This is a genomic window from Allotamlana fucoidanivorans, assembly GCF_045788535.1.
Classification (GTDB): domain Bacteria; phylum Bacteroidota; class Bacteroidia; order Flavobacteriales; family Flavobacteriaceae; genus Allotamlana; species Allotamlana fucoidanivorans.
Map to the genome: position 1 here is coordinate 4,011,902 of NZ_CP074074.1, position 21,646 is coordinate 4,033,547.

17 protein-coding genes are annotated in these 21,646 nt (G+C 35.1%); 9 read left to right on the forward strand and 8 right to left on the reverse strand.

Going from position 1 to position 21,646, the window contains the following annotated elements:
- The 7 genes from KFZ70_RS17060 (at position 1) to KFZ70_RS17090 (ending at position 10,222) form a co-directional block, all read left to right on the forward strand.
- The gene (locus KFZ70_RS17060) at positions 1-2,409 is read left to right on the forward strand and encodes a 3-hydroxyacyl-CoA dehydrogenase/enoyl-CoA hydratase family protein (RefSeq protein ID WP_139697801.1); all 2,409 of its coding nucleotides are present in this window, start codon (positions 1-3) and stop codon (positions 2,407-2,409) included.
- 98 nt (positions 2,410-2,507) lie between these two features.
- Positions 2,508-3,698 carry an acetyl-CoA C-acyltransferase gene (locus tag KFZ70_RS17065; protein WP_139697803.1) on the forward strand — a complete coding sequence of 397 codons (1,191 nt, stop codon included), beginning with the start codon at positions 2,508-2,510 and terminating at the stop codon, positions 3,696-3,698.
- 17 nt (positions 3,699-3,715) lie between these two features.
- The gene (locus KFZ70_RS17070) at positions 3,716-5,518 is read left to right on the forward strand and encodes an acyl-CoA dehydrogenase family protein (protein WP_139697805.1); all 1,803 of its coding nucleotides are present in this window, start codon (positions 3,716-3,718) and stop codon (positions 5,516-5,518) included.
- Positions 5,519-5,619: 101 nt separating this feature from the next.
- Positions 5,620-6,963, forward strand: coding sequence for a M28 family peptidase (locus KFZ70_RS17075; RefSeq protein WP_139697807.1), 1,344 nt, complete (start codon positions 5,620-5,622; stop codon positions 6,961-6,963).
- A 53-nt stretch (positions 6,964-7,016) separates the two neighbouring features.
- The gene (locus tag KFZ70_RS17080) at positions 7,017-8,663 is read left to right on the forward strand and encodes a M1 family metallopeptidase (protein WP_139697809.1); all 1,647 of its coding nucleotides are present in this window, start codon (positions 7,017-7,019) and stop codon (positions 8,661-8,663) included.
- Positions 8,664-8,666: 3 nt separating this feature from the next.
- On the forward strand, positions 8,667-9,233 hold the full coding sequence (locus KFZ70_RS17085) for a YdeI family protein (protein ID WP_139697810.1): 567 nt from the start codon (positions 8,667-8,669) through the stop codon (positions 9,231-9,233).
- Positions 9,234-9,415: 182 nt separating this feature from the next.
- Complete coding sequence (locus tag KFZ70_RS17090) at positions 9,416-10,222, forward strand: DUF6503 family protein (RefSeq protein WP_139697813.1); 807 nt, start codon at positions 9,416-9,418, stop codon at positions 10,220-10,222.
- 246 nt (positions 10,223-10,468) lie between these two features.
- Here KFZ70_RS17090 and KFZ70_RS17095 read toward each other — a convergent pair whose 3' ends face one another.
- From KFZ70_RS17095 to KFZ70_RS17115, 5 genes are all read right to left on the reverse strand, one after another.
- Complete coding sequence (locus KFZ70_RS17095; RefSeq protein WP_139697815.1) at positions 10,469-10,930, reverse strand: SRPBCC family protein; 462 nt, start codon at positions 10,928-10,930, stop codon at positions 10,469-10,471.
- Positions 10,931-11,001: 71 nt separating this feature from the next.
- Positions 11,002-11,835: an oxidoreductase gene (locus KFZ70_RS17100; protein ID WP_139697817.1), complete on the reverse strand. Its 834-nt coding sequence runs from the start codon at positions 11,833-11,835 to the stop codon at positions 11,002-11,004.
- 89 nt (positions 11,836-11,924) lie between these two features.
- Positions 11,925-12,512, reverse strand: coding sequence for a Crp/Fnr family transcriptional regulator (locus KFZ70_RS17105; protein WP_139697818.1), 588 nt, complete (start codon positions 12,510-12,512; stop codon positions 11,925-11,927).
- Positions 12,513-13,109: 597 nt separating this feature from the next.
- Positions 13,110-13,508: a hypothetical protein gene (locus KFZ70_RS17110; RefSeq protein ID WP_139697820.1), complete on the reverse strand. Its 399-nt coding sequence runs from the start codon at positions 13,506-13,508 to the stop codon at positions 13,110-13,112.
- Between the two features lie 600 nt (positions 13,509-14,108).
- Entirely contained in the window at positions 14,109-15,407 is a 1,299-nt protein-coding gene (locus KFZ70_RS17115) for a serine hydrolase (RefSeq protein WP_139697822.1), read from the reverse strand.
- A gap of 160 nt (positions 15,408-15,567) precedes the next feature.
- Between KFZ70_RS17115 and KFZ70_RS17120 the strand changes: the two genes are divergently transcribed.
- A complete protein-coding gene (locus KFZ70_RS17120) occupies positions 15,568-15,879 on the forward strand; it encodes a hypothetical protein (RefSeq protein ID WP_139697824.1) in 312 nt (103 codons plus the stop codon).
- A 123-nt stretch (positions 15,880-16,002) separates the two neighbouring features.
- A complete protein-coding gene (locus KFZ70_RS17125) occupies positions 16,003-16,554 on the forward strand; it encodes a helix-turn-helix transcriptional regulator (protein ID WP_158293215.1) in 552 nt (183 codons plus the stop codon).
- 695 nt (positions 16,555-17,249) lie between these two features.
- Here the strand turns inward: KFZ70_RS17125 and KFZ70_RS17130 are convergent.
- The 3 genes from KFZ70_RS17130 to KFZ70_RS17140 form a co-directional block, all read right to left on the reverse strand.
- Positions 17,250-19,955: a GH116 family glycosyl hydrolase gene (locus KFZ70_RS17130; protein ID WP_139697828.1), complete on the reverse strand. Its 2,706-nt coding sequence runs from the start codon at positions 19,953-19,955 to the stop codon at positions 17,250-17,252.
- Between the two features lie 35 nt (positions 19,956-19,990).
- Complete coding sequence (locus tag KFZ70_RS17135) at positions 19,991-20,509, reverse strand: hypothetical protein (RefSeq protein ID WP_233244064.1); 519 nt, start codon at positions 20,507-20,509, stop codon at positions 19,991-19,993.
- 446 nt (positions 20,510-20,955) lie between these two features.
- Positions 20,956-21,540, reverse strand: coding sequence for a GrpB family protein (locus KFZ70_RS17140; RefSeq protein ID WP_139697832.1), 585 nt, complete (start codon positions 21,538-21,540; stop codon positions 20,956-20,958).
- Positions 21,541-21,646: the final 106 nt, after the last annotated feature.

A 21,646-nucleotide genomic window follows, 5' to 3' on the forward strand; every position in this document is an offset into this window, starting at 1 on the left:
ATGAATAAAAGAAGAATAAAAAAAATTGCCATTATTGGCTCAGGCATCATGGGAAGCGGTATAGCCTGCCATTTTGCAAATATTGGTGTAGATGTTCTACTTCTTGATATTGTTCCCAGAGAATTAACCGAAAATGAAAAAGAAAAAGGTTTAAGCTTAAACGATAAGGTTGTTAGGAACCGTCTTGTAAATGATGCCTTAACAATTGCTTTAAAACAAAAGCCTTCCCCTATTTACCATCAAAAGTTTGCCAACAGAATTACAACTGGAAATCTAGAAGATGACATTAGTAAAGTGGCTCATGTTGATTGGATTATGGAAGTTGTTGTTGAACGCTTAGACATAAAAAAACAGGTATTTGAAAACCTTGAAAAGTATAGAACCCCAGGCACACTCATTACTAGTAATACTTCTGGCATACCCATTAAATTTATGAGTGAAGGCCGTAGTGAAGATTTTCAAAAGCATTTTTGTGGCACACACTTTTTTAACCCAGCCCGTTATTTAAAACTCTTTGAAATTATTCCTGGTCCAAAAACCGATACTTCTGTATTAGAGTTTTTAAGTGACTATGGTGAAAAATTCTTAGGAAAAACAGTGGTTATAGCTAAAGATACCCCGGCATTTATAGGCAATCGTATAGGGATATTTAGCATAATGAGTTTATTCCATACCGTAAAAGATATGGGTTTAACCATTGAACAGGTTGATAAACTTACTGGCCCCGTTATTGGTAGACCTAAATCAGCAACCTTTAGAACTGTAGATGTTGTTGGATTAGATACTTTGGTTCATGTAGCCAATGGTATTGCCGAAAATTGCAAAACAGATGAACAGTTAGAACTATTCAAACTACCAGATTTTATTAGTACTATGGTAGTAAACAAATGGTTTGGCAGTAAAACGGGACAAGGTTTTTACAAAAAACAAGTTTCTCCTGATGGTAAAAAAGAAATCCTCTCTTTAGATTTAGATACACTGGAATACCGTTCATCTAAAAAGGCAAAATTTGCTACGTTAGAATTAACAAAACCTATTGATAAAGTTATTGATCGTTTTAAAGTACTCATTTCAGGAAAAGACAAAGCTGGTGAATTTTATAGAAAAACATTTGCTGCTCTATTTGCCTATGTATCGCATCGCATTCCTGAAATTTCAGATGACCTTTATAAGATTGATGATGCCATGAAAGCTGGTTTTGGTTGGGAGCATGGTCCTTTTCAAATTTGGGACGCTATCGGCGTTTCTAAAGGTTTAGAATTGATTGAATCCGAAGAGTTATCTGTAGCTACATGGGTAAAAGATATGGTTGCTTCCGAAATTGAATCCTTCTACACTGTTAAACAAGGAGCAACTTACACATATAATATACCAAGCAAAACATACGAGAAAAAACCAGGACAAGATGCTTTCATTATATTAGACAACATCCGAAAAACAAACGAAGTATTTAAAAATGCTGGTGTTGTTATTGAAGACTTAGGTGATGGTATATTAAACTGCGAATTCCAATCTAAAATGAACACCATAGGTGGTGATGTATTAGCTGGATTAAATAAAGCCATAGATATTGCAGAAAGAGATTTCGAGGGGTTAGTAGTTGGTAACCAAGGTGCCAATTTCTCAGTTGGGGCCAATATTGGCATGATTTTCATGATGGCTGTTGAACAAGAATATGATGAGCTCAATGCGGCCATAAAATACTTCCAAGACACCATGATGCGCATGCGCTACTCTGCAATTCCTACGGTATCTGCACCTCATGGTATGTCCCTCGGGGGAGCTTGCGAGCTTTCCATGCATGCAGATAAGGTTGTAGCAGCAGCAGAAACTTATATGGGACTTGTTGAGTTTGGTGTTGGTGTAATACCAGGGGGTGGTGGCTCAAAAGAAATGGCTTTACGTGCTTCAGACACCTTTAGAAAAGGGGATGTAGAACTCAATATTTTACAAGAATACTTCCTAACCATTGGTATGGCAAAAGTAGCCACCTCAGCTTATGAAGCCTTTGATTTAGGTGTACTTCAAAAAGGAAAAGACCTTGTTGTTGTCAATAAAGACCGACAGATTGCAACGGCTAAAGCTCATGCTAAATTAATGGCAGATGCCGGTTATACAATGCCTGTAAAACGTAAGGACGTTAAGGTATTAGGAAAACAAGCACTTGGTATGTTTTTAGTAGGCACTGATTCTATGGAAGCAGCTAATTATATTAGCGAACACGATCAAAAAATTGCCAATAAACTAGCCTATGTCATGGCCGGAGGTGATTTATCAGAACCTACTTTAGTAACCGAACAGTACTTGCTAGACATAGAACGAGAAGCCTTTTTAAGCTTATGTACAGAGCGTAAAACTCTAGAGCGTATTCAATACATGTTAAAAACTGGAAAACCATTACGGAACTAGTTACTAAGCTTTAAGACCTATGCTCTAAGCAATAGGCGAGATTTATTTTAAATATTTGAGCTTAAAGCATATAGCTTAAAGCCTAAAAGCATAAAAAAATGAAACAAGCATATATAGTAAAAGCATACAGAACAGCTGTAGGAAAAGCACCTAAAGGAGTGTTCCGTTTTAAAAGAACGGATGAATTGGCGGCTGAAACCATCCAGCACATGATGAAGGAATTACCTCAACTGGATAAAACTCGTATTGACGATGTCATTGTTGGCAACGCTATGCCCGAAGGATCTCAAGGGTTGAATATGGCACGTTTAATTTCCTTAATGGGATTAAATTCTGTCGAAGTTCCTGGAGTAACGGTTAATCGTTTTTGCTCTTCAGGTATTGAGACAATAGGAATTGCCACCGCAAAAATTCAATCTGGAATGGCCGATTGTATTATTGCAGGTGGAGCAGAAAGTATGAGCGCTGTACCCATGACAGGATTCAAACCTGAATTAAATTATGACATTGTTAAGGCTGGCCATGAAGATTATTATTGGGGCATGGGAAATACGGCTGAAGCGGTAGCAAATCAATTTAAAGTATCCCGTGAAGATCAAGATGAATTTGCCTATAATTCACATATGAAAGCTTTAAAAGCCCAAGCCGAAAACCGTTTTCAAGATCAAATAGTTCCCATTGAGGTAGAACAAACTTATATTGATGAGCAGGGTAAAAAAGCCACTAAAAAATATACCGTTATAAAAGATGAAGGCCCTAGAGCAGGAACCAGCTTAGAGGCTCTTGCTAAACTACGTCCAGTTTTTGCTCAAGGTGGGAGTGTTACGGCCGGTAATTCCTCTCAAATGAGTGATGGTGCCGCTTTTGTTCTGGTTATGAGCGAGAATATGGTTAAAGAATTAAACCTTGAACCTATTGCCCGTTTAGTAAACTATGCAGCCGCAGGTGTAGAACCACGAATTATGGGTATAGGCCCTGTAAAAGCTATTCCAAAAGCATTAAAACTAGCAGGACTTAAACAGGAAGATTTAGAGCTTATTGAACTTAATGAAGCATTCGCATCGCAAGCTATTGCCGTAATCCGTGAGTTGAACCTCAACCCCAATTTAGTCAATGTAAATGGTGGCGCCATTGCGTTGGGGCACCCGCTTGGCTGTACAGGCGCAAAACTTTCTGTTCAACTCTTTGATGAAATGCGAAAAAGAGATATGAAAGGGAAATACGGCGCTGTTACAATGTGCGTGGGCACTGGCCAAGGCGCTTGTGGAATTTTCGAATTTTTAAACTAAAAAAACGTACTATACAAATGGAAAAAGACATACTACGGGGCGGACAATTCTTAGTAAAAGAATCAAACTGCGAAGCTATTTTCACCCCTGAAGATTTTAATGAAGATCAGCTCATGATGAAAGAGGCAGTTACTGAATTTCTAGACAGAGAGGTATGGGCAAAAAAGGCTCAATTTGAACAAAAAGATTACGCCTTAACAGAATCTTGTATGCGTCAAGCTGGTGAGTTGGGCTTTTTAAGCGTTGCGGTACCAGAAGAATATGGTGGTATGGGCTTGGGCTTTGTAGACACTGTGTTGGTGTGCGATTATATTTCTGGTGCCACAGGGTCTTTTAGTACGGCCTTTGGTGCACATACAGGTATAGGTACCTTACCTATTACACTTTATGGCAATGAAGCCCAAAAACAAAAATATGTACCTAAACTAGCTTCAGGTGAATGGTTTGGTTCTTATTGTTTAACCGAACCGAGTGCAGGTAGCGATGCCAATTCGGGAAAAACCAAAGCGGTACTTTCTGACGATGGTACGCACTACAAGATAACAGGGCAAAAGATGTGGATTTCAAATGCTGGTTTTTGTCGCTTAATGATTGTTTTTGCTCGTATTGAAGATGATAAGAATATTACGGGCTTTATTGTAGAATACGATCCTGAAAACCCAAATGGCATTACCATGGGTGAAGAAGAACACAAATTGGGTATTAGAGCCTCTTCAACACGGCAAGTTTTCTTTAATGAAACAGTGGTTCCTGTTGAAAATATGCTATCTACAAGAGGAAATGGGTTTAAAATTGCTATGAATGCCCTTAACGTTGGAAGAATCAAATTAGCAGCAGCATGTTTAGATGCACAACGCCGTACAATTTCTGAATCTGTAAAATATGCTAATGAGCGTATTCAGTTTAAAACCCCTATATCAAGCTTTGGAGCTATTAGGCAAAAAATTGCAGAAATGGCTACTAATTGCTGGGTGGGCGAAGCTGCTACCTATCGGGCTTCAAAAGATATAGAAGATAGAATTGAACTTAGAAAAAACAATGGCAAAGACACCCACCAAGAAGCTGAATTAAAAGGTGTTGAAGAGTATGCTATTGAATGTTCAATATTAAAAGTAGCCGTATCAGAGTTTGTACAAAAATGTACCGATGAAGGTATTCAGATTTTTGGAGGCATGGGCTTTTCAGAAGATACACCTATGGAATCAGCTTGGCGCGATGCCCGAATTTCAAGGATTTATGAGGGTACTAATGAGATTAATCGTATGCTATGCATTGGCATGCTCATAAAAAAAGCTATGAAAGGGCATGTAAATGTGCTTGAACCAGCCATGGCTGTAAAAGAAGAACTTATGGGTATTCCTTCGTTTGATGTGCCAGACTATTCTGAATTATTCTCTGAAGAAAAAAGTATTATTAAGAATCTTAAAAAGCTGTTTTTAATGGTGGCTGGAGCTGCCCTTCAAAAATATGGTGAAAAAATCGAACAGCAACAGCAACTCATGCTAGCGGCTTCTGACATTTTAATTCAAATCTATTTAGCTGAGTCGGCTATTTTACGTGCTGAGAAAATGGCCAAAAAAGATGGTGAAGCACAAGCAAAAGAACAAATTGCCATGGCTAAACTCAACCTCTTTCACGCTATTGATGTCATTGAAACAGCAGGTAAACACTCCATAATTTCATTCTCTTCAGGAGACGAGCAACGCATGATGCTCATGGGATTAAAACGCTATATTAAATATGTAAATATGCCTAACATTATAGAGCTTAGACATATTATCGCTGAAAAAGTAATACAAGAAAATAAATATTGTTTTTAATATCTTCGGAATAAAAACAGAGTAGTGACTAACTCAAATGCAAAAAACGCTTCGGAAAAAATTTCGAAGCGTTTTTAATTTTCACTATTTTTAGGTCAAAAATGACCATTAAACTAACACTATTTCTTTTATTACTATTTGCTTTATCACCATTAATTAATGGTCAATCTCAAGGAGATCTCTACAAAATCATAGACTCCATTTCAGAACACCGTATTAAAAAAGACATTCAAACCCTCGTTAATTTCGGCACCAGAAATACATTTAGTGATACCCTTTCAAATAAACGTGGGATTGGAGCGGCTAGAAGATGGGTAAAATCAGAATTCGAAACCATTTCAAAAGACTGTAATAATTGCTTAGAAGTATTTTATCAAAAAGATTTTATCACTAAAAAGGGCAATAATCGAGTGCCTCATGATGCTTGGATAGTTAATGTTGTTGCCATTCAAAAGGGAACCTCTTACCCTAATAACTACATTATTATGAGTGGTGATATCGATTCAAGAGCTAGCAATACCATGGATTTTACCACAGATGCTCCAGGGGCAAATGATAACGCTTCAGGTTTGGCCGGAACTATTGAAGCCGCACGTGTATTAAGCCAATATCAATTTGAAAATAGTATTGTTTATGTTGGTTTATCTGGAGAAGAACAAGGTCTATTTGGAGGGGCAGGTTTAGCACGTTATGCCAAAGACAAAAAATGGAATATCATTGGGGTGTTAAATAATGATATGATTGGAAATATAAAAGGGGTTGATGGTGTGATTGATAACAGAACATTTAGAATATTCTCAGAGCCTACCCCTCCTACCGAAACTGATAATGAAAGACAGCTTAGGCGGTTTTATGGAGGTGAGGTTGATGGTATATCGCGCCAGTTAGCGCGTTACATCTATAAAACTACGAAACTATTTATGCCCGAAATGAATCCTGTGATGATATACAGGCTTGATCGGTTTGGTAGAGGTGGCCATCACCGCCCATTCAATGATTTGGGGTTTGCTGGAATACGCATCATGGAATCTCATGAAAATTATACGCAACAACATCAAGACATTAGAACTGAAAATGGCATTCACTATGGTGATATTATAGAGCACGTTAATTTTGGCTATGCTAAAAAACTCACTGCTGTAAATGCTATAAACTTAGCCTGTTTGGCTTGGGCACCTCCGGCACCAAAACAAGTGGCTATTGGTGGTATTGTTGAACCTGCCACCAGATTAAAGTGGACCAAAGTTGAAAGTGCTAAAGGGTATAAAATATATTGGAGAGATACCACCTCACCTACTTGGGATTACAGTCGTTATGTGGGGGATATTTCAGAATTTACGTTGAACGGTATCGTTATTGATAATTATTTCTTCGGAATTTCTGCCGTAGGAGAAAATGGTTTTGAAAGTACCGTTACTTTTCCGAATAACATCATGTACAAATAATTAATATACCAAACACTTTAAAACATTCACAAGATTAAAAACCAAAAACACCAATGAAATCATTTAAACGCTTTTTATTTTTTACATTCTTAACCATATCAGCAGCATCTTTTTCGCAAGGCTTACTTCAGGATAAATCAAATTTCACAAGGCAAGATACGTTAAGAGGTAGTATAACCCCAGAACGCGCATGGTGGGATTTAACGTACTACCACCTTGACATCAAGGTAGACCCAGATAATAAATTTATTTCTGGAAAAAACACGGTACAATACAAAGTACTCAAACAAGATTCGATACTTCAAATAGATTTGCAAGCGCCTTTAAAACTTACAAAAGCTGTTCAAAACGGTAAAGCACTAAATATAAAGCATGATGGCAATGCCCATTTCATTTACTTAAATGATATTCAAAATGTAAATACTATTGAAACTATTGATGTGTATTATGAAGGGCATCCCAGAGAAGCCGTAAATGCGCCTTGGGATGGTGGTATTTCTTGGAAAAAAGACAACAACGGTAATCATTTTGTTGCATCCTCTTGTCAAGGTTTAGGTGCCAGTGTATGGTGGCCTTGTAAAGATCATATGTATGATGAAGTAGATAGTATGCAAATTAGTGTAAACGTACCCGCAAAATTAATGAATGTTTCTAATGGACGGCTGCGAAGCATTGAGCGTATTGAAGACACCAAAACCTATAATTGGATAGTAAAAAGCCCCATTAATAACTACGGTGTCAATATAAATATTGGCGATTATGTTCACTTTTCTGAAGATTATGATGGTATGGCTGGCAATCTTGATATGGAATATTATGTATTAAGCTATAATCTAGACAAAGCCAAGGAGCATTTTAAAGACGCACCAAAAATGATGAAAGCTTTTGAACATTGGTTTGGGCAATACCCTTTTTATGTAGATAGCTTTAAACTAGTTGAAGTACCATATCTTGGTATGGAACATCAAAGTTCAGTAACCTATGGCAACCAATATAAAAAAGGATATTTAGGTAATGATTTATCTGGAACTGGTTGGGGACTAAAGTTTGATTTTATTATTATTCATGAATCTGGTCACGAATGGTTTGCTAATAACATCACTTATAAAGATGCCGCCGACATGTGGATTCATGAAAGTTTTACAGCCTACTCTGAATCTTTATTTTTAGAGTATTACTACAGTAAGCAAGCGGCTTCTGAATACGTAATTGGAACTAGAAAAACTATTGTAAACGACAAACCTATTATTGGTCACTACAATGTAAACAAAGAAGGTTCTGCAGACATGTATTATAAAGGAGCCAACATGCTACATACTTTAAGACAACTTTTGGAAGATGATGAAAAATGGCGTCAAATTTTAAGGGGACTTAACCGTGTTTTTTATCATCAAACGGTAACCACGCAGGAAATTGAAAATTATATGAGTGAACAATCGGGCATTGATTTAACAGCGTTTTTCAATCAATATTTAAGAACCACCAAAACCCCTACACTTTCATATAGTATTGACAATAATACTCTTAAATACAAATGGACAAATATTGTTGAAGATTTTGACATGCCCATTCAAATAAATATTAATGGAAATACACAATGGTTGTTCCCAAAGGCAGATTGGAACACCTTAAATTTAGATTCAAAAATAAACACATTTGAAATTGATCCTGATTTCTATGTAGATTCTAAACAATTATAATATTTGCAAGCTATTACAGAAATACACTTTGAGCGCGATGCCGACTGGTATGATTGGTTGTTAAATAATCATGCTAAAACCAACGGAGTGTATCTTATATTTTACAAACTAAACATGAGTTTACCAACAATGCGTTGGGAAGAAGCCGTTAAAGTTGCGCTGTGTTTTGGCTGGATAGACTCTAAAGTGCAAAGTTTAGGGGGAGGAAAAAGACGTCAATATTTTTCACCAAGGAATCCTAAAAGCTCTTGGAGTGCATTAAATAAAAAGTATATTGAAGAACTTGATGCTAAAGGTTTAATACAAGACCATGGTTATAAAAGTATTGAAGTAGCCAAACAAAATGGAGCTTGGACAGCGGTGGATGATGTTGAAAATGGTATCATTCCTAAAGATTTAAAAGAAGCTTTCAACCAAAATCCTGAAGCTTATAAAAACTACTTAAGTTTTGCCAAAAGTTACCAAAAAGGCTATTTATTTTGGCTAAATAGTGCCAAGAGAAAAGAAACACAACAAAAGCGCATTAATGAAATTATACGTTTGTGTGCTTTTAATATTAAAAGTCGGTAATTTCATTGTTCCCTTAACAATAAACAAAATACTACCTAGTAAAGTATTAATATACCATAAACCTCCTTTTATATTTTCCCAACAGCTACTTAGCATTATGGTTATTTTAAATAATAACCATTTAAATGATAAGAATACATATGTTGTTCGACTAAAGTTCGGAAATTTATAAACACCAAACTGTGAAAAGAACCATACTATTATGTTTTTTGTTTGTAGGCTTACTATCATGCAAAGACAAAAAAGAAGAAACCATCAAAGAAACTAAACCAGAAACCACTTTTTCAACAAAAGTAAAAATAGACAACCCTTATGTTTCAAATATTGAAAAAGCATATCAAAAAAAGGCGTTTTTAACTAAAGCTGCAGTTACTTTTGATGTTAGTATTGTGTTTGGTGGAAACGAAATTCTTAATGGAAAAGCTCTATTTTCAACAGATTCTTCTAACGGAATATTAAAATTAAACAACGGTGATACAATAGTTTTTAGCCAACAAAATGTTTACCATTCACCAGATGCTAAAAACACCAAGATGATTCGTTTTCATGCTTATACTTGGCATTATTTCTTTATGTTTCCTTATAAGTTGAGTGATCAAGGTACGGTTTGGTCTTTCTACCCAAATTCTAATTTAAATGGCAAAAATTATGATACTAAAAAATTAAGTTTTAAAGCTAACACTGGTGATGCTCCCGATGATTGGTATGTTGTTTATGCTAATCCAGAAACGCATTTAATTGATGTAGTGGCCTATATTGTTACAGCTGGAAAAACTAAAGAAGCCGCCGAAGATGACCCGCATGCTATTAAATATCAAGACTTTAAAACCATAAAAAATATTCCTGTGGCTCATAAATGGACATTCTGGGAATGGCATGCCACCAAAGGACTAACCAAACAAATTGGAATGGGAATTATAAAAAACGTTGAGTTCATTGATTCAGATGCGGCTCTATTCGAAATTAAAGACAATTATATAAAAATATAAAAGAGGTCGTTTGAATTTTGATTTAAACAATTCGGATTGAGATAATTATAAATCCAGCATTGCAGTATGCGTCTAGATATTCTATATTTGGAAGGTGTTTCCCAATGAGTCCATTGGTGTTTTCATTGGTTTCTAACCAATGAAGGTAGTCCATTGTATTTTCTAATAATAGGAATCACAATTTCTTCAAATTCGTTAAATACTTTTTCTTTCCCATACTTAACGTAAATCCATTGATTAATTTTCTTACTGTTCTACTAGTTGTTTAATTCCATGCAAAGCTTTAATTCTCATTCTAGAACTCATTCTTTTCATTATTAGCAAATTCAACACTCTACTAAAGAATCCTTTTGGATCTCCATAGCCTTTATTGATGACTTTGGTTTTGTTACTCGATACTGGAACTAGAGTAAAAGAAAATCCATAATTACCAAACATTTTACTAATCCCAAATTCGTCTGATAACATAATCCATCCTATTTCTTTTTTCTCATTGAAAAGTATACACTTTTCTGATACTTTACCAAGTTTTCCATTCATTTCCACATCGCAATGGCGCACGGTATTAAGTGCTTCAGTATCACTTGTAGTATGTTTTACGATGGTCATCCATTGTGATAGTAATGTTCCATCAATTAGAACTTCCCATATTTTATCTGCAGATGCCTCAATGATTAATTCATTTTGTCCTTGCAATTCTCCTTTCATTTTAAAGCTTTTAAATTTATAATCACTACAATAGTTGGTACCCTTTTTAAAGTGTTGAGGAATTGTTTTCGCTATTTAAACACGGTGCCTTCTGCTATAGTTCTATTGTTTTCTAAATCCTTTTTTACACTTTCTACCTTTGCTGCTATTGTTGATAGTGCTATTCTCCCTAGCGGAAAGCGAAGTGTTAGAGAATCTGAGTTAACTATGTCAATGATAGCCTTTGAGGCTTTTACTGGGTCGCCTTCTTGTTTTCCGTCAACCCCTCTTAATTTGACTCTAAAAGCTCCAGCAGTTTCTGAATAATCCGAAAGCCTTTTTTTCGCTTCTTTTAAACTGTCACTGGCAAACTTTGTACGGAATGGACCTGGCTCAATAATAGAAACTTTAAGTCCAATTGGATTTACCTCTTGCGCAAGAGCTTCACTGAACCCTTCAAGTGCAAATTTACTGGCGTTATAAATACCAAATCCAGCAAATGCTTTAATCCCTCCATGTGAGGATATTTGAACAATATGTCCGTTTTTTTCTTTACGCATGAACGGTAAAACACTTCGAGTTAGTTGGAGTGCTCCAAAAAAATTGGCATCAAAGACTGCTTTAACTTCTTCTATACTACTTTCTTCAATAGCACCAACAAAACCAATTCCTGCATTATTGACTAATACTTCAATTCTGCCAAATTTAGAAATAAGGAGTTGTACCGCCTCGTTTATATCATTCAAATTGGTAATATCAAGTTTAATGGCAAAACCATTTCCCTTATTCTTTTGATTAAACGACTCTACTTGTGATTGTTTTCTGAAAGTCCCTATAACAAAACCTCCTGATGTCATTACAGTTTCTGCAAGTGCTTTACCCAATCCACTTGAAACCCCTGTTATTAACCATATTTTTTTACTCATGATAATATGTATAAATTCTTTAGAAGCAAAGAAAAAGAGTAATGAAAAGATGAAAAATGAACTACATCAGGAAATATGATTGAACTAGTTCAAGATTTTATTGCCAGACGTTTTCTAATTTTACTCAAGAATTCGGCAGACATTCCTAGATAGGAAGCTAAAGCATACTGTGGGACACGTAAGACAATCTCGGGGTAAATATTTTGAAATTCTATGAAACGTTCTTCAGCTGACTTACCTAAATTGGAGAGTACACGTTTTTGAGAAAAAGCGAAAGATTTTTGAGCAACTAATCGAAAGAAACGTTCAAATTTTGGGTTTTCGCGGCATAATTTTTCAACGTCATCGTACGTAATTTGTTGAATGATTGAATCTTCAAGAGCTTCTACAAAAAGTGAAGCTGGCTCTTGATTTATATAACTACTAAAATCACTAATAAACCAATCTTCTATTGCAAACTGGATTGTATGATCAACGCCTTCGTTATTAATAAAATAACTTCTCAACGCACCTTTTAAAACATAAGTTTGACAAGAACACAAAAAGCCAGGTTGAACAATAAATTGTCTGCGCTTTACTTTTAATGTAGTTATAATGGCACTAAATTGTTTACTATCACTCTCATTTAGGTCAACATATCGCTTAATGTTATTTAATATATTTTTGTGATTTTCCATAACTACTTTCTAATTTTATAAGAGCCATCATTTCAGGGTCTAATTTTTAGTCAACCTACTTCAGGAATGTGCAGTCATAATAATTACAGCTAGCGTGTTTCTTTAGTTTAGCTATAACTAGCATTTTTTTTATACGTTGTACCTGTTGCACAACACTCAAATATAATTCAAAATTTTAAGTTTTAAATGAAAGTTCTTATTTTTAGAGATGCAAGAAAGATGAGAGTATCAGGAGAAATTATTTAATAATTTTCAGTTAAGTGTTTGTGTACTGGAGCACAATTTCTATTGCAGTTTAAAAGATGTATTAGCATTAGAATTTCTGTATAAACAAACCAAAGGGTATTATGACGGACTTGAAATTCATAGAAAAACACAGTAAACGAGGGACGACTAGTCTGCAAATTCGTTTTTTGCATGTATAAAGGCATGACAGACCTTACTTTTAGCCTAAGCCCATCTTGATTTTAGATGATAAATAACTATCAAAAACAATAAACGCCCTTGAAAAGGACGTTTTGTATCTTGTTTTTTAAAAATGAAGGGCTTGTGTAACGATTACTGTTGTTGGAATTTCGTTTTTCTTAAAGGAAAAAATTAATCGGGTAAAGTTCTACCCGAAATTTCCACTTTTCCATTATTAATAGTTGAATTAGGAGTATCATTTGGTAATGTTTGTGTTTCTGATTTGGAATCTCCTCCTTCAGGTACCCAAACAGCAGTTATACTTAATACTCCTTGATAAGGAATATCTCCATAAGCGGCTGCCTCTAAACCAAGCCCAGCTCTTACATTGAGATTAATAGTCCAAGGTGAAGTAACATTGGTTAGTTCTACAAGGTTTCCTTGACTATTTCTGTAGACTACCTTGTTTATTGTCGCTCCATTTGATGCAATCACTGTATATGTAATATCGTACATAGTTCTAGCTGGTTTGTCATCTTTTGAACATGAAACTAAAATTGCAATAGCTGTAATAAATAATAGTTTTTTCATTCTTTATAAAATTAAATCATTTCTAAATTTAACGTGTTTCGAATTCCATTTTATTCCATACATTCAAATGAATGTCAATGCAGCATATGAAAAGTAAAGGTTTTGGTGGATTTACTTTTTACAAAAGTAAATCGTTTTAAAAGTAAGAATTATTTTTGATTTTCATAGCGATTCTCTATTATTTATAACACAGGGTTCAGTATTTTTTCCATTTATTGACCTGCCTTTTTAGATTATGGCCACAATTGTTTTAAAAATATCTATCCATTATATTCTTCATTAAAAAATATATAAGATTTAAGGTTCCCTGAATTGTAGCCAATCCCTTTAAAACACTTTATTTTAAAATAAGAATTTTATCATTGACTAGCTATTGGTCATGATGCAGCATACCCTGTTTGTATAAAACAGTTAAGCCTTTGATTGATTACAATGTTCCAATTATTTTTAAAGGTTGGGATGTTTATTATGTTACCAAAATATTTTTAAGCAGAATTAGATTGAAGTTTCACTCCTTTTTTTTTAATGTTGGACTTGCAACCAAAAAAAGCCCGCTCTGATGATTCAAAGCTAGCTTGTAATGTTTGATTATGATACTGATTAACGATAATGCTGCTGCACTAACTGACGGGCGAAACCAGGAATATACAATTGATTCAGGTATACACTTGAGAAAAACACGACTACCGTGTTGGTTTCCGGTGACACATAAATTCCTTGTCCGTAACGACCAGCTTTGTACAAGTCACCATCATCAAAAACCATATCCCACTGATATGTGGCATGCGACTGGCCATCTTTAAAATATTTCGATTTATCGGTTTCAACACCTTTTTTAAGGGCATCGGCATAAGTGGTCTCATACACCTTATCGAAGTAAGTATCGCTTATAATTTGCTTTTCGGCCACTTTGTTCCAGCTTGGTGTATACAACATACCAAAACGACCCATATCGCGCAAACGAGAGGTAAAGTATCCGGCCGAAATAGGTTCTCCTTGGGCTGATAATGCATAGTGACCATCACTTTCCATTCCTACTTGTGTCCATATACTTTCGGCAACAATTTTCTCATATTTTTTACCGGTAACTCGCTCCACAATAAAACCAAGAATTTGGGTGTTTGGGGAAGCATAATCGAATTTTACACCGGGTTCAATATAACTTTTCACCTCTTTTAATATATTATAGGCCGACTGTCCGCCTTCCTCATGACGGGAGGCCAAGGCATAAGAGGTAACTCTTGCCAAGGCATGCTCAAGGTTCATAAAATTGGCATTGGTTTCCACATAGTCCATTCCAGATACGTGATGTAAAAGGTGCTTAACTTTAACTTTTCTCCAATCTTCATTGTTATAATCGGGCAAGTAGTGGTTGACAGTTTGCTCAAGATCAATCAATCCTTCTTCTTCTAGGATATGCACCATAATACCTAATATTTGTTTTGAAGCCGAGAACCAGCTGTGTTTATCTAGTTCACGCATTCCAGGGTACTCTTCCAATACAATTATACCATCATGAATGACTAACAGACCTTGCATTCGGACAGCTTCATCCCTCAATAAAGCTTTCAAAGGCATTTTACCGGCATCGGTATCGGTCATGGTGTTCAATAGCGATGCATCAATATCTTTTTCGAGCATGGCCACCTGTCCACCACTGCGATAAACGGTAGCAGTCTGGTACATCTCAGGCACACTAATAAAACTGTATGTCCCTCTATCGCCGTTTATCAAGAAATCTTTGGCGCGGTATTCCCTGCGGTACTCCAATGCTTGTTCGGGTGATGCACTTTCTGAGAAAACAGATACGGGTGAAGGTTTCATCTCCTGGGCATTTGTTATAAATAAACCTGTAATACCCATCAATGCATGTAGTAATATTGTTCTAATCGTTTTCATTGCTATTATATTTTAATATTCATTTCTAATTTGATAAGACAAAGATGAAAAAATCAGCATTAAAGGCTAGGCCAAATACGTCCAGAGAACAACCCAAAAGGTTCAAAACTGCAGATGGAAATACGCATTAAGTTAGTTCTTTTTCATATTTTTAATGACTATGGAACAACGTACGTCAGTTCATATTAAACTAAAAGAAGGTGAAGCAACCAACTATATGGATGCTTTCATTGACAAGTTTGGTGGAAAGATTTATGAAAATCGACTGATTGTTGAATCTGCCAAAAATGGACTCCAGTTTTCGTACTACAATTTTATTGAGGAATTCGATCTTTTGGTGGCTCAAATAAATTTTCCCAAAGAAATCATTGTAGAGCGAATGCCCGATGAACGCCCTGATTATTATCATTTTAACATGATTAACCAAGGGCAAATTAAGCAAAACTATCAAGATAGTTTAAAGTACACCTAGGCCGGCAGTTCCAACGGTATCTTTATTTATAATGGGATGTTTCCGTTTACATCTGCGTTCCCGGCACGAAGTGATATTCAATCGATGGGCTATAAGTTTTCAAAAAAAGCATTGAACAAACTGATGCCTGAAGCCATAGAATTAATGGATACCCTTTTTGGCAACGGCGAGGCCAAAGCCTATCATATAGGCATAAATTCTGAACTGGACAAAATGTTGGATGAGTTGTTCTTTTATGAGAATTCAACCTTTGGGCGCATTCCCTTAGTAATGGCACGAGGTCTTGAAATACTACCAGTCCTGATGAAAACAATAAAAAAGCAATTGGACAAAGATGAACTAAACGGTTTGCACATTGATGATTATAAACGGCTGTTGGAGATAAAAAACTACTTATTAACCCATCTAGAGGATAAAGTGAATATTGAAGATGTGACCAATCGTTTTGCTATCAGCCAGTCTAAACTCAAACGTGACTTTAAAACCTTATACAATACTACCGTCTATGCCTTTTATACTCAGGCTAAAATGGATGAAGCTTATCTGCGACTGCGTTCGGGCCAATATTCTGTTACCGAAGTAGGCTATGATTTAGGCTATCAGAATATATCGAAATTTTCGCTAATGTTTAAAAAGATAAAGGGTATTAGCCCGAAAGAGGTGATCCCTTTGTAACACCAAAGTTGGTAGTTTTTGTAACGCAGCCCCTTATTGGTTTTTGGAATACATCATCCTATTCAGACTGTCATTTAATTAAAAAATAGTCTCTCTTTTATCGCGTAAACTACTATTATAATCAGTATTATGGAGTTTTTACGTTTTATAGGACAAAAAATTTAAAACCATTTGTTATAAGTAAATAGTTAGTAGTATGAAAAAATGATATAAATTCAGAATTTAAAGCACAAACAGTTCAACTGTGTTACCAAAGGGAGAATATAATTAAATGAATAGATGGGTAAATGTCTAAAGGATATATAATTGCCTTAAAGTATCAAAATAGAATAAGGCCCATAAGTCTAAAAGCCTATTTTAAATGATACTTTAAAGCTAAAATTATGTAAATCCTTAAAGAAAAAGAACTAGAGCTTCTTTAAAAAACCGAGCACATCTATTCATAGAGGGATGGAAAATCTATAGATTTATAGTCAATTATAAGTATTTATACCCTATTGAAAAGATGTACAATGTATTGAAAGCCAACAAAAGTAAATATTATAGGAGGTTTACCCATGAGGCAATTCAAAGCATATGCATGTAGGGTTAATAATTCTGTTCGTTTCGAATTGTTTTACCGCATGGTGCTTATAGTTTTGGATTGTCTTCAAATAATACCCCTTTAGTATATTCTCGTCTATTTAGTTTAATCCTTAAATGATAACCTTTAAAACTTGTCCTTGCTGTAGTATTATTTCTTTATCAAAAATGACTATCAATTCAGAGTTGTCAATTTTTACAGATGCTTGAACAGTTTTTTCTCCAATAAAAACTTGAGCTGTCGTTTTGTTTAAATCTTCATTTAAGGAAAACTTCATTTGTTTTAAACGTAGTTTTCCATATTTTAGTTCAATTATTTGTGTTTGAGTACCTCCTTCAATCGTTTGGCTAATATTTCCCCAACTTTCAGCGGCAGAAAAAAAGCTTTTGAAGTTCTTAGGGTCTAGTTTTGGAGCAAATCCTAATTTTCCTGCAGGACCGTCAAAAGTAAATCCGCTTATTGCTAATAAAATATTCCATGAATGCATGGCCCGTGAATAGTGATCGGAACCTTCTACTTCGCTCCATGGATTACGTTTTGCTCCATCGTAACGGTCGTGAATAGACCTAATAGAAACTAATGCTTCGTCTAATAAACCTTCGTTTATCATATCACAAGATGCCTCGTATTCTAGGCCTGTCCACACATTTGTTTTATCATGTGTGTTTTCAAAACTTCGTGGTTTTTCTTTAGACCAGCCACCATTAATCATGGCCGCCTCTCCTTTTGCTGCCAGTACTCTGGCATTGGGTTTTTCGAAATCATAAATGGTTGCAATATCAGGTGTCCAATTATATTTAAATATACTTTTAGCTGCTTTTTTGCATTTTTCAGGAGACAAAATGTATCCTAAGCCAAGTTGGTTTGCCCAGTTCTGGCCAAAAAGCTGTTGTGCATCACAAGCAGTTCCAGGGAAATATCCCGATCGACCTTCGTTAAATGCTTTTACATAGCTTCTGGCATTATCATCAATCTCTTCTGGCAATTTAAAGCCATTTTTAACCCCCACATTTCCATTAAAACCAACTGGGTACAAATGATAGTAGAATTCTCCATTCCACATTTTTTCATCCATAAATTTTTGACCCGATTTAAATATAGCATGATATCTTGCAGCCAATTCAGGTTCTCCTTGAATAATAGCCATTTCTTCAGCAGCCCTTAATGCAGCTAAATACAAGGTGTTGTTGTATGGATTTGGCCCATACCACATCGGGTCCCAAAAGGTTTGTTCTCCCTCCAACACACCGTTGGGTTCTAAACCAATTTCGGCACCATCCTTAAAAATATGATATCCTATTGCCCCTTTTACTTGTTCCCAAATTGAATCCAGAAAATCGTTATTTGGTGACATTAAATGTTCACGGTAGGCTTTTAGAACATAACCACTTTGTGCATCGGAGGCATAACTATGCGGAACATTGGGGTCATTCGGTAAATAACCTCGAAAATTAATTCGTCCCGAAGTACTATATGCTGTTGAATAATTGAAATCCTGAAGTAAACGAACAGAACGTTCCAACTCAGGAAACAATTTAGAAATGGCTGTTACAAAATTATAAACGTGGCCGCAGGTACCCATACAAAATCCTACGCCTTCATAAGCATAAAATCTTCCATTTTCCCAAATGGCTACGTTACCAGCTGCTAAGGTAGAAACCGGCATGGTTATACGATTTGATAGCCAATAAGGTAAAGTATTATCGTTATAGCTTTCTCTAAATAGTTTCGTTTTTCCATAAAGATCATCGAAATTGGCAGCAACATATTTGGCTACATCATTGGAGTTGTTATACCAATTGTTATAAATATGTCCAACCCAACCTGGTGCTTCCGCGCTTGCTATTTTATACCGTCTACCATTTTCGTAATAATTTGGAAAATACCATGATATTAGAAAGGTGATTTCCTTTGTTTGGTTCGGTTTTAGCGTAATGCTGGAACCTACGCTTCCAGTAACAGGCTCTTTTGAGGTTGTAGTTGCGGTAATACCCTTATCTTTATCAGTTAATAATTCAGCTTTTGTATCCAATACACTTAAAGTAAAGCCACCCAGCTGAGGGTGTTTTAATAATGTAGAATCTGAACTTAAAGGCTTCATCTCAAAAGAAATTCCGGATACACCTTTTGATTTTAAAGTAGAATTACGGTACTCAACTTTAGCTTTCTCTGGGAAATGAATGTTCCTTAATATTCCATTAATGTTTATCTCTACGGATTTATCACTAGTATTTGAAAGCGCATACTTTAGCACTATAACAGGGTTGGCAGAGCTTCGCACGTTCAATGGTACAAAAGGAGAGAAAACTTCGGAACGAATTTCGACAGGAAGTTCTTCGTCAGTTTTTTCATATTTCAATTTCGCCAAAGGATATTCACCTATAAATTCTATGGCATTAAAGTCATTGCTAGTCAGGCTGTAATTGGTCGCATCTTTTCCTTCTTCTTTAATTGCTATAGAAAAGCTACTTTTTACTTTTGACACGCGTTCCTGTGGATACAAATATTGATAACCTGTGGATAAGCCGTGACCTGCATTGGGTTGTTGCTGTTGGTTATAAACAGATTCGAAAAAGCAAAGTTCTCCATCTCCAGTTATGTATACTTGTCCTGTCCCAATGCCACCACAAGGCATTCCAATCCATTTTAATTCAGCACCTTTATATACTTTTTGCTCTCCCTTCTCATATAAAGATTTTACCCAATCAGCGTCTATATTTTTTTCCAAAGGGATATAAGCATCATTTTTGTCGTGTTGTGCAAATAGACCTAGTGGTAATAATGAAAATACCAGAAATAAATACTTTTTTTGAATCATACTCTTTTTTTTAAAACTATTTTTTGCTTTTTTTTCTATAACATTGTTCTTAAGCGCTTTTCTGCTTCATTATTCCAATACTTGCAGTCAAGCTGGTAAAATACCGAAGTATAGGGTATGGTATAATCGGTCTTTATTATTATTACGTTGAATAACTCAGAAGCTTTGTCGAGCTTGTAGATAATATCTTCGTGCACTTCTTTTTTTATTTCTCCTGTAAGAAAAGTTTTAATGTTAGCACGAAACAAGGCAACACCAGGTGCATCTTCTTCTGGAATAAAGTCAAGTTCCTTATCTAAAAAAGTAATTGGCTTGATATGCTTTTGTTGCTGAATAAGTGCATTTACTTTTTTGATAGTTGTAATGTGGTCATTGTTACTAAGTATGGTGGTAATACCCGGGTTACTTTGAAGCGGATAAGCCGCATCGGCAACAACAATCCAATTACGATGTCCTAAAAGTTGAATCTGAGATTTGAGCTGGTTTTCCCAACTAAGATCATTTGTGCTTGTGTTGTTATTTGTACCCGAACAACTTGCTAAAATAAAAATCACAAGAAACAGCAGGTAGTTAATCCTTTTGAAATATTTCATAAACCATAATTTAAGAGGAATAATCCGATTAGGTTTATAAAATTACGGATAGTAAAATAGATTACAAAAAAATACGTATCCCATGGATATTGCAATAAGTCTCATAGCAATTTAGGACTTGTAACTTACTGAATAATTGAGATCTATGTATTGAGTCTATAATTGATATGTATAGTTTGTTTTAGATAATAAACAGCAATTCTTCTTGCCTTATTATTGTTTGTTTTGAATGTATTCTGTTGGCGTTTGATTGGTATGATTTTTAAAAACATAATAGAAAGAAGATTTTAAATTAAATCAACATTTTTCAGTCATAGAAACCAATTTTAACTTCTTATTTTCAGTTTAAATGGTTTTGAATAACGTCTGATAACTTTATCATATTTATACATAATACTTGAAATTATTTAGCCTTTATTTAGGCATTGTATTAATTTTAATGTCTCTTTGACGAAATCTGTTTTTCCTAGTACATACGAGCCTCTATCGTTTTTAAACTTAGACGCTAATTCAATTTTTAAAACTTCGTATTCTTTTGCTCGTTTTTTATTCACATTTAGATAGTCTCGAAAGTCTAATTGTTTCCACATTACATTATCTTTTGGACACATATGAATGTGAAAAACCTGTTCTTTTTTTCCATCAATATTATATCCTTTTCCAAATGTTGAATATTCCTCAATAGTTTCTCTTGCTGGAACTTTGAAATGGGAATAGCCCAGTTCAGTGAATTGGGCTATTAATTGCTCGTCAAACAATAAATCTTTTGGAATTTCAATCATTAAGTCGATATACGGTTTAGATTTTATTGATGTAATTGATGAACTGCCAAAGTGCTCAATTCTTAATATTGTTTTTTGTCCGACCTTTTCTAAAATCCGCTGTTTCTCATTTTCATAGATATTTTTCCACTCAGGATTATGGTCAACCAATTCAATTGGGAAAAGTGTATTCCAATCCTCTTTAGTCAAATCGTATAATGTTTTTGTCATTATTTTTTGGTTGATTGATAATGAATCACAATGGTTTAGGCTATGATTACGTTGTGAAAAACGTCATTAGACTTTTCCGCTTATGTAATCATACCGGATTAAAAGT

Coding starts and splice junctions, on each gene's coding strand:
- KFZ70_RS17060 (WP_139697801.1), top strand. CDS start 1: ATGAATAAAAGAAGAATAAAAAAAATTGCCATTATTGGCTCAGGCATC.
- KFZ70_RS17065 (WP_139697803.1), top strand. CDS start 2,508: ATGAAACAAGCATATATAGTAAAAGCATACAGAACAGCTGTAGGAAAA.
- KFZ70_RS17070 (WP_139697805.1), top strand. CDS start 3,716: ATGGAAAAAGACATACTACGGGGCGGACAATTCTTAGTAAAAGAATCA.
- KFZ70_RS17075 (WP_139697807.1), top strand. CDS start 5,620: ATGACCATTAAACTAACACTATTTCTTTTATTACTATTTGCTTTATCA.
- KFZ70_RS17080 (WP_139697809.1), top strand. CDS start 7,017: ATGAAATCATTTAAACGCTTTTTATTTTTTACATTCTTAACCATATCA.
- KFZ70_RS17095 (WP_139697815.1), bottom strand. CDS start 10,930: ATGAAAGGAGAATTGCAAGGACAAAATGAATTAATCATTGAGGCATCT.
- KFZ70_RS17100 (WP_139697817.1), bottom strand. CDS start 11,835: ATGAGTAAAAAAATATGGTTAATAACAGGGGTTTCAAGTGGATTGGGT.
- KFZ70_RS17105 (WP_139697818.1), bottom strand. CDS start 12,512: ATGGAAAATCACAAAAATATATTAAATAACATTAAGCGATATGTTGAC.
- KFZ70_RS17110 (WP_139697820.1), bottom strand. CDS start 13,508: ATGAAAAAACTATTATTTATTACAGCTATTGCAATTTTAGTTTCATGT.
- KFZ70_RS17115 (WP_139697822.1), bottom strand. CDS start 15,407: ATGAAAACGATTAGAACAATATTACTACATGCATTGATGGGTATTACA.
- KFZ70_RS17120 (WP_139697824.1), top strand. CDS start 15,568: ATGGAACAACGTACGTCAGTTCATATTAAACTAAAAGAAGGTGAAGCA.
- KFZ70_RS17125 (WP_158293215.1), top strand. CDS start 16,003: ATGCCTGAAGCCATAGAATTAATGGATACCCTTTTTGGCAACGGCGAG.
- KFZ70_RS17130 (WP_139697828.1), bottom strand. CDS start 19,955: ATGATTCAAAAAAAGTATTTATTTCTGGTATTTTCATTATTACCACTA.
- KFZ70_RS17140 (WP_139697832.1), bottom strand. CDS start 21,540: ATGACAAAAACATTATACGATTTGACTAAAGAGGATTGGAATACACTT.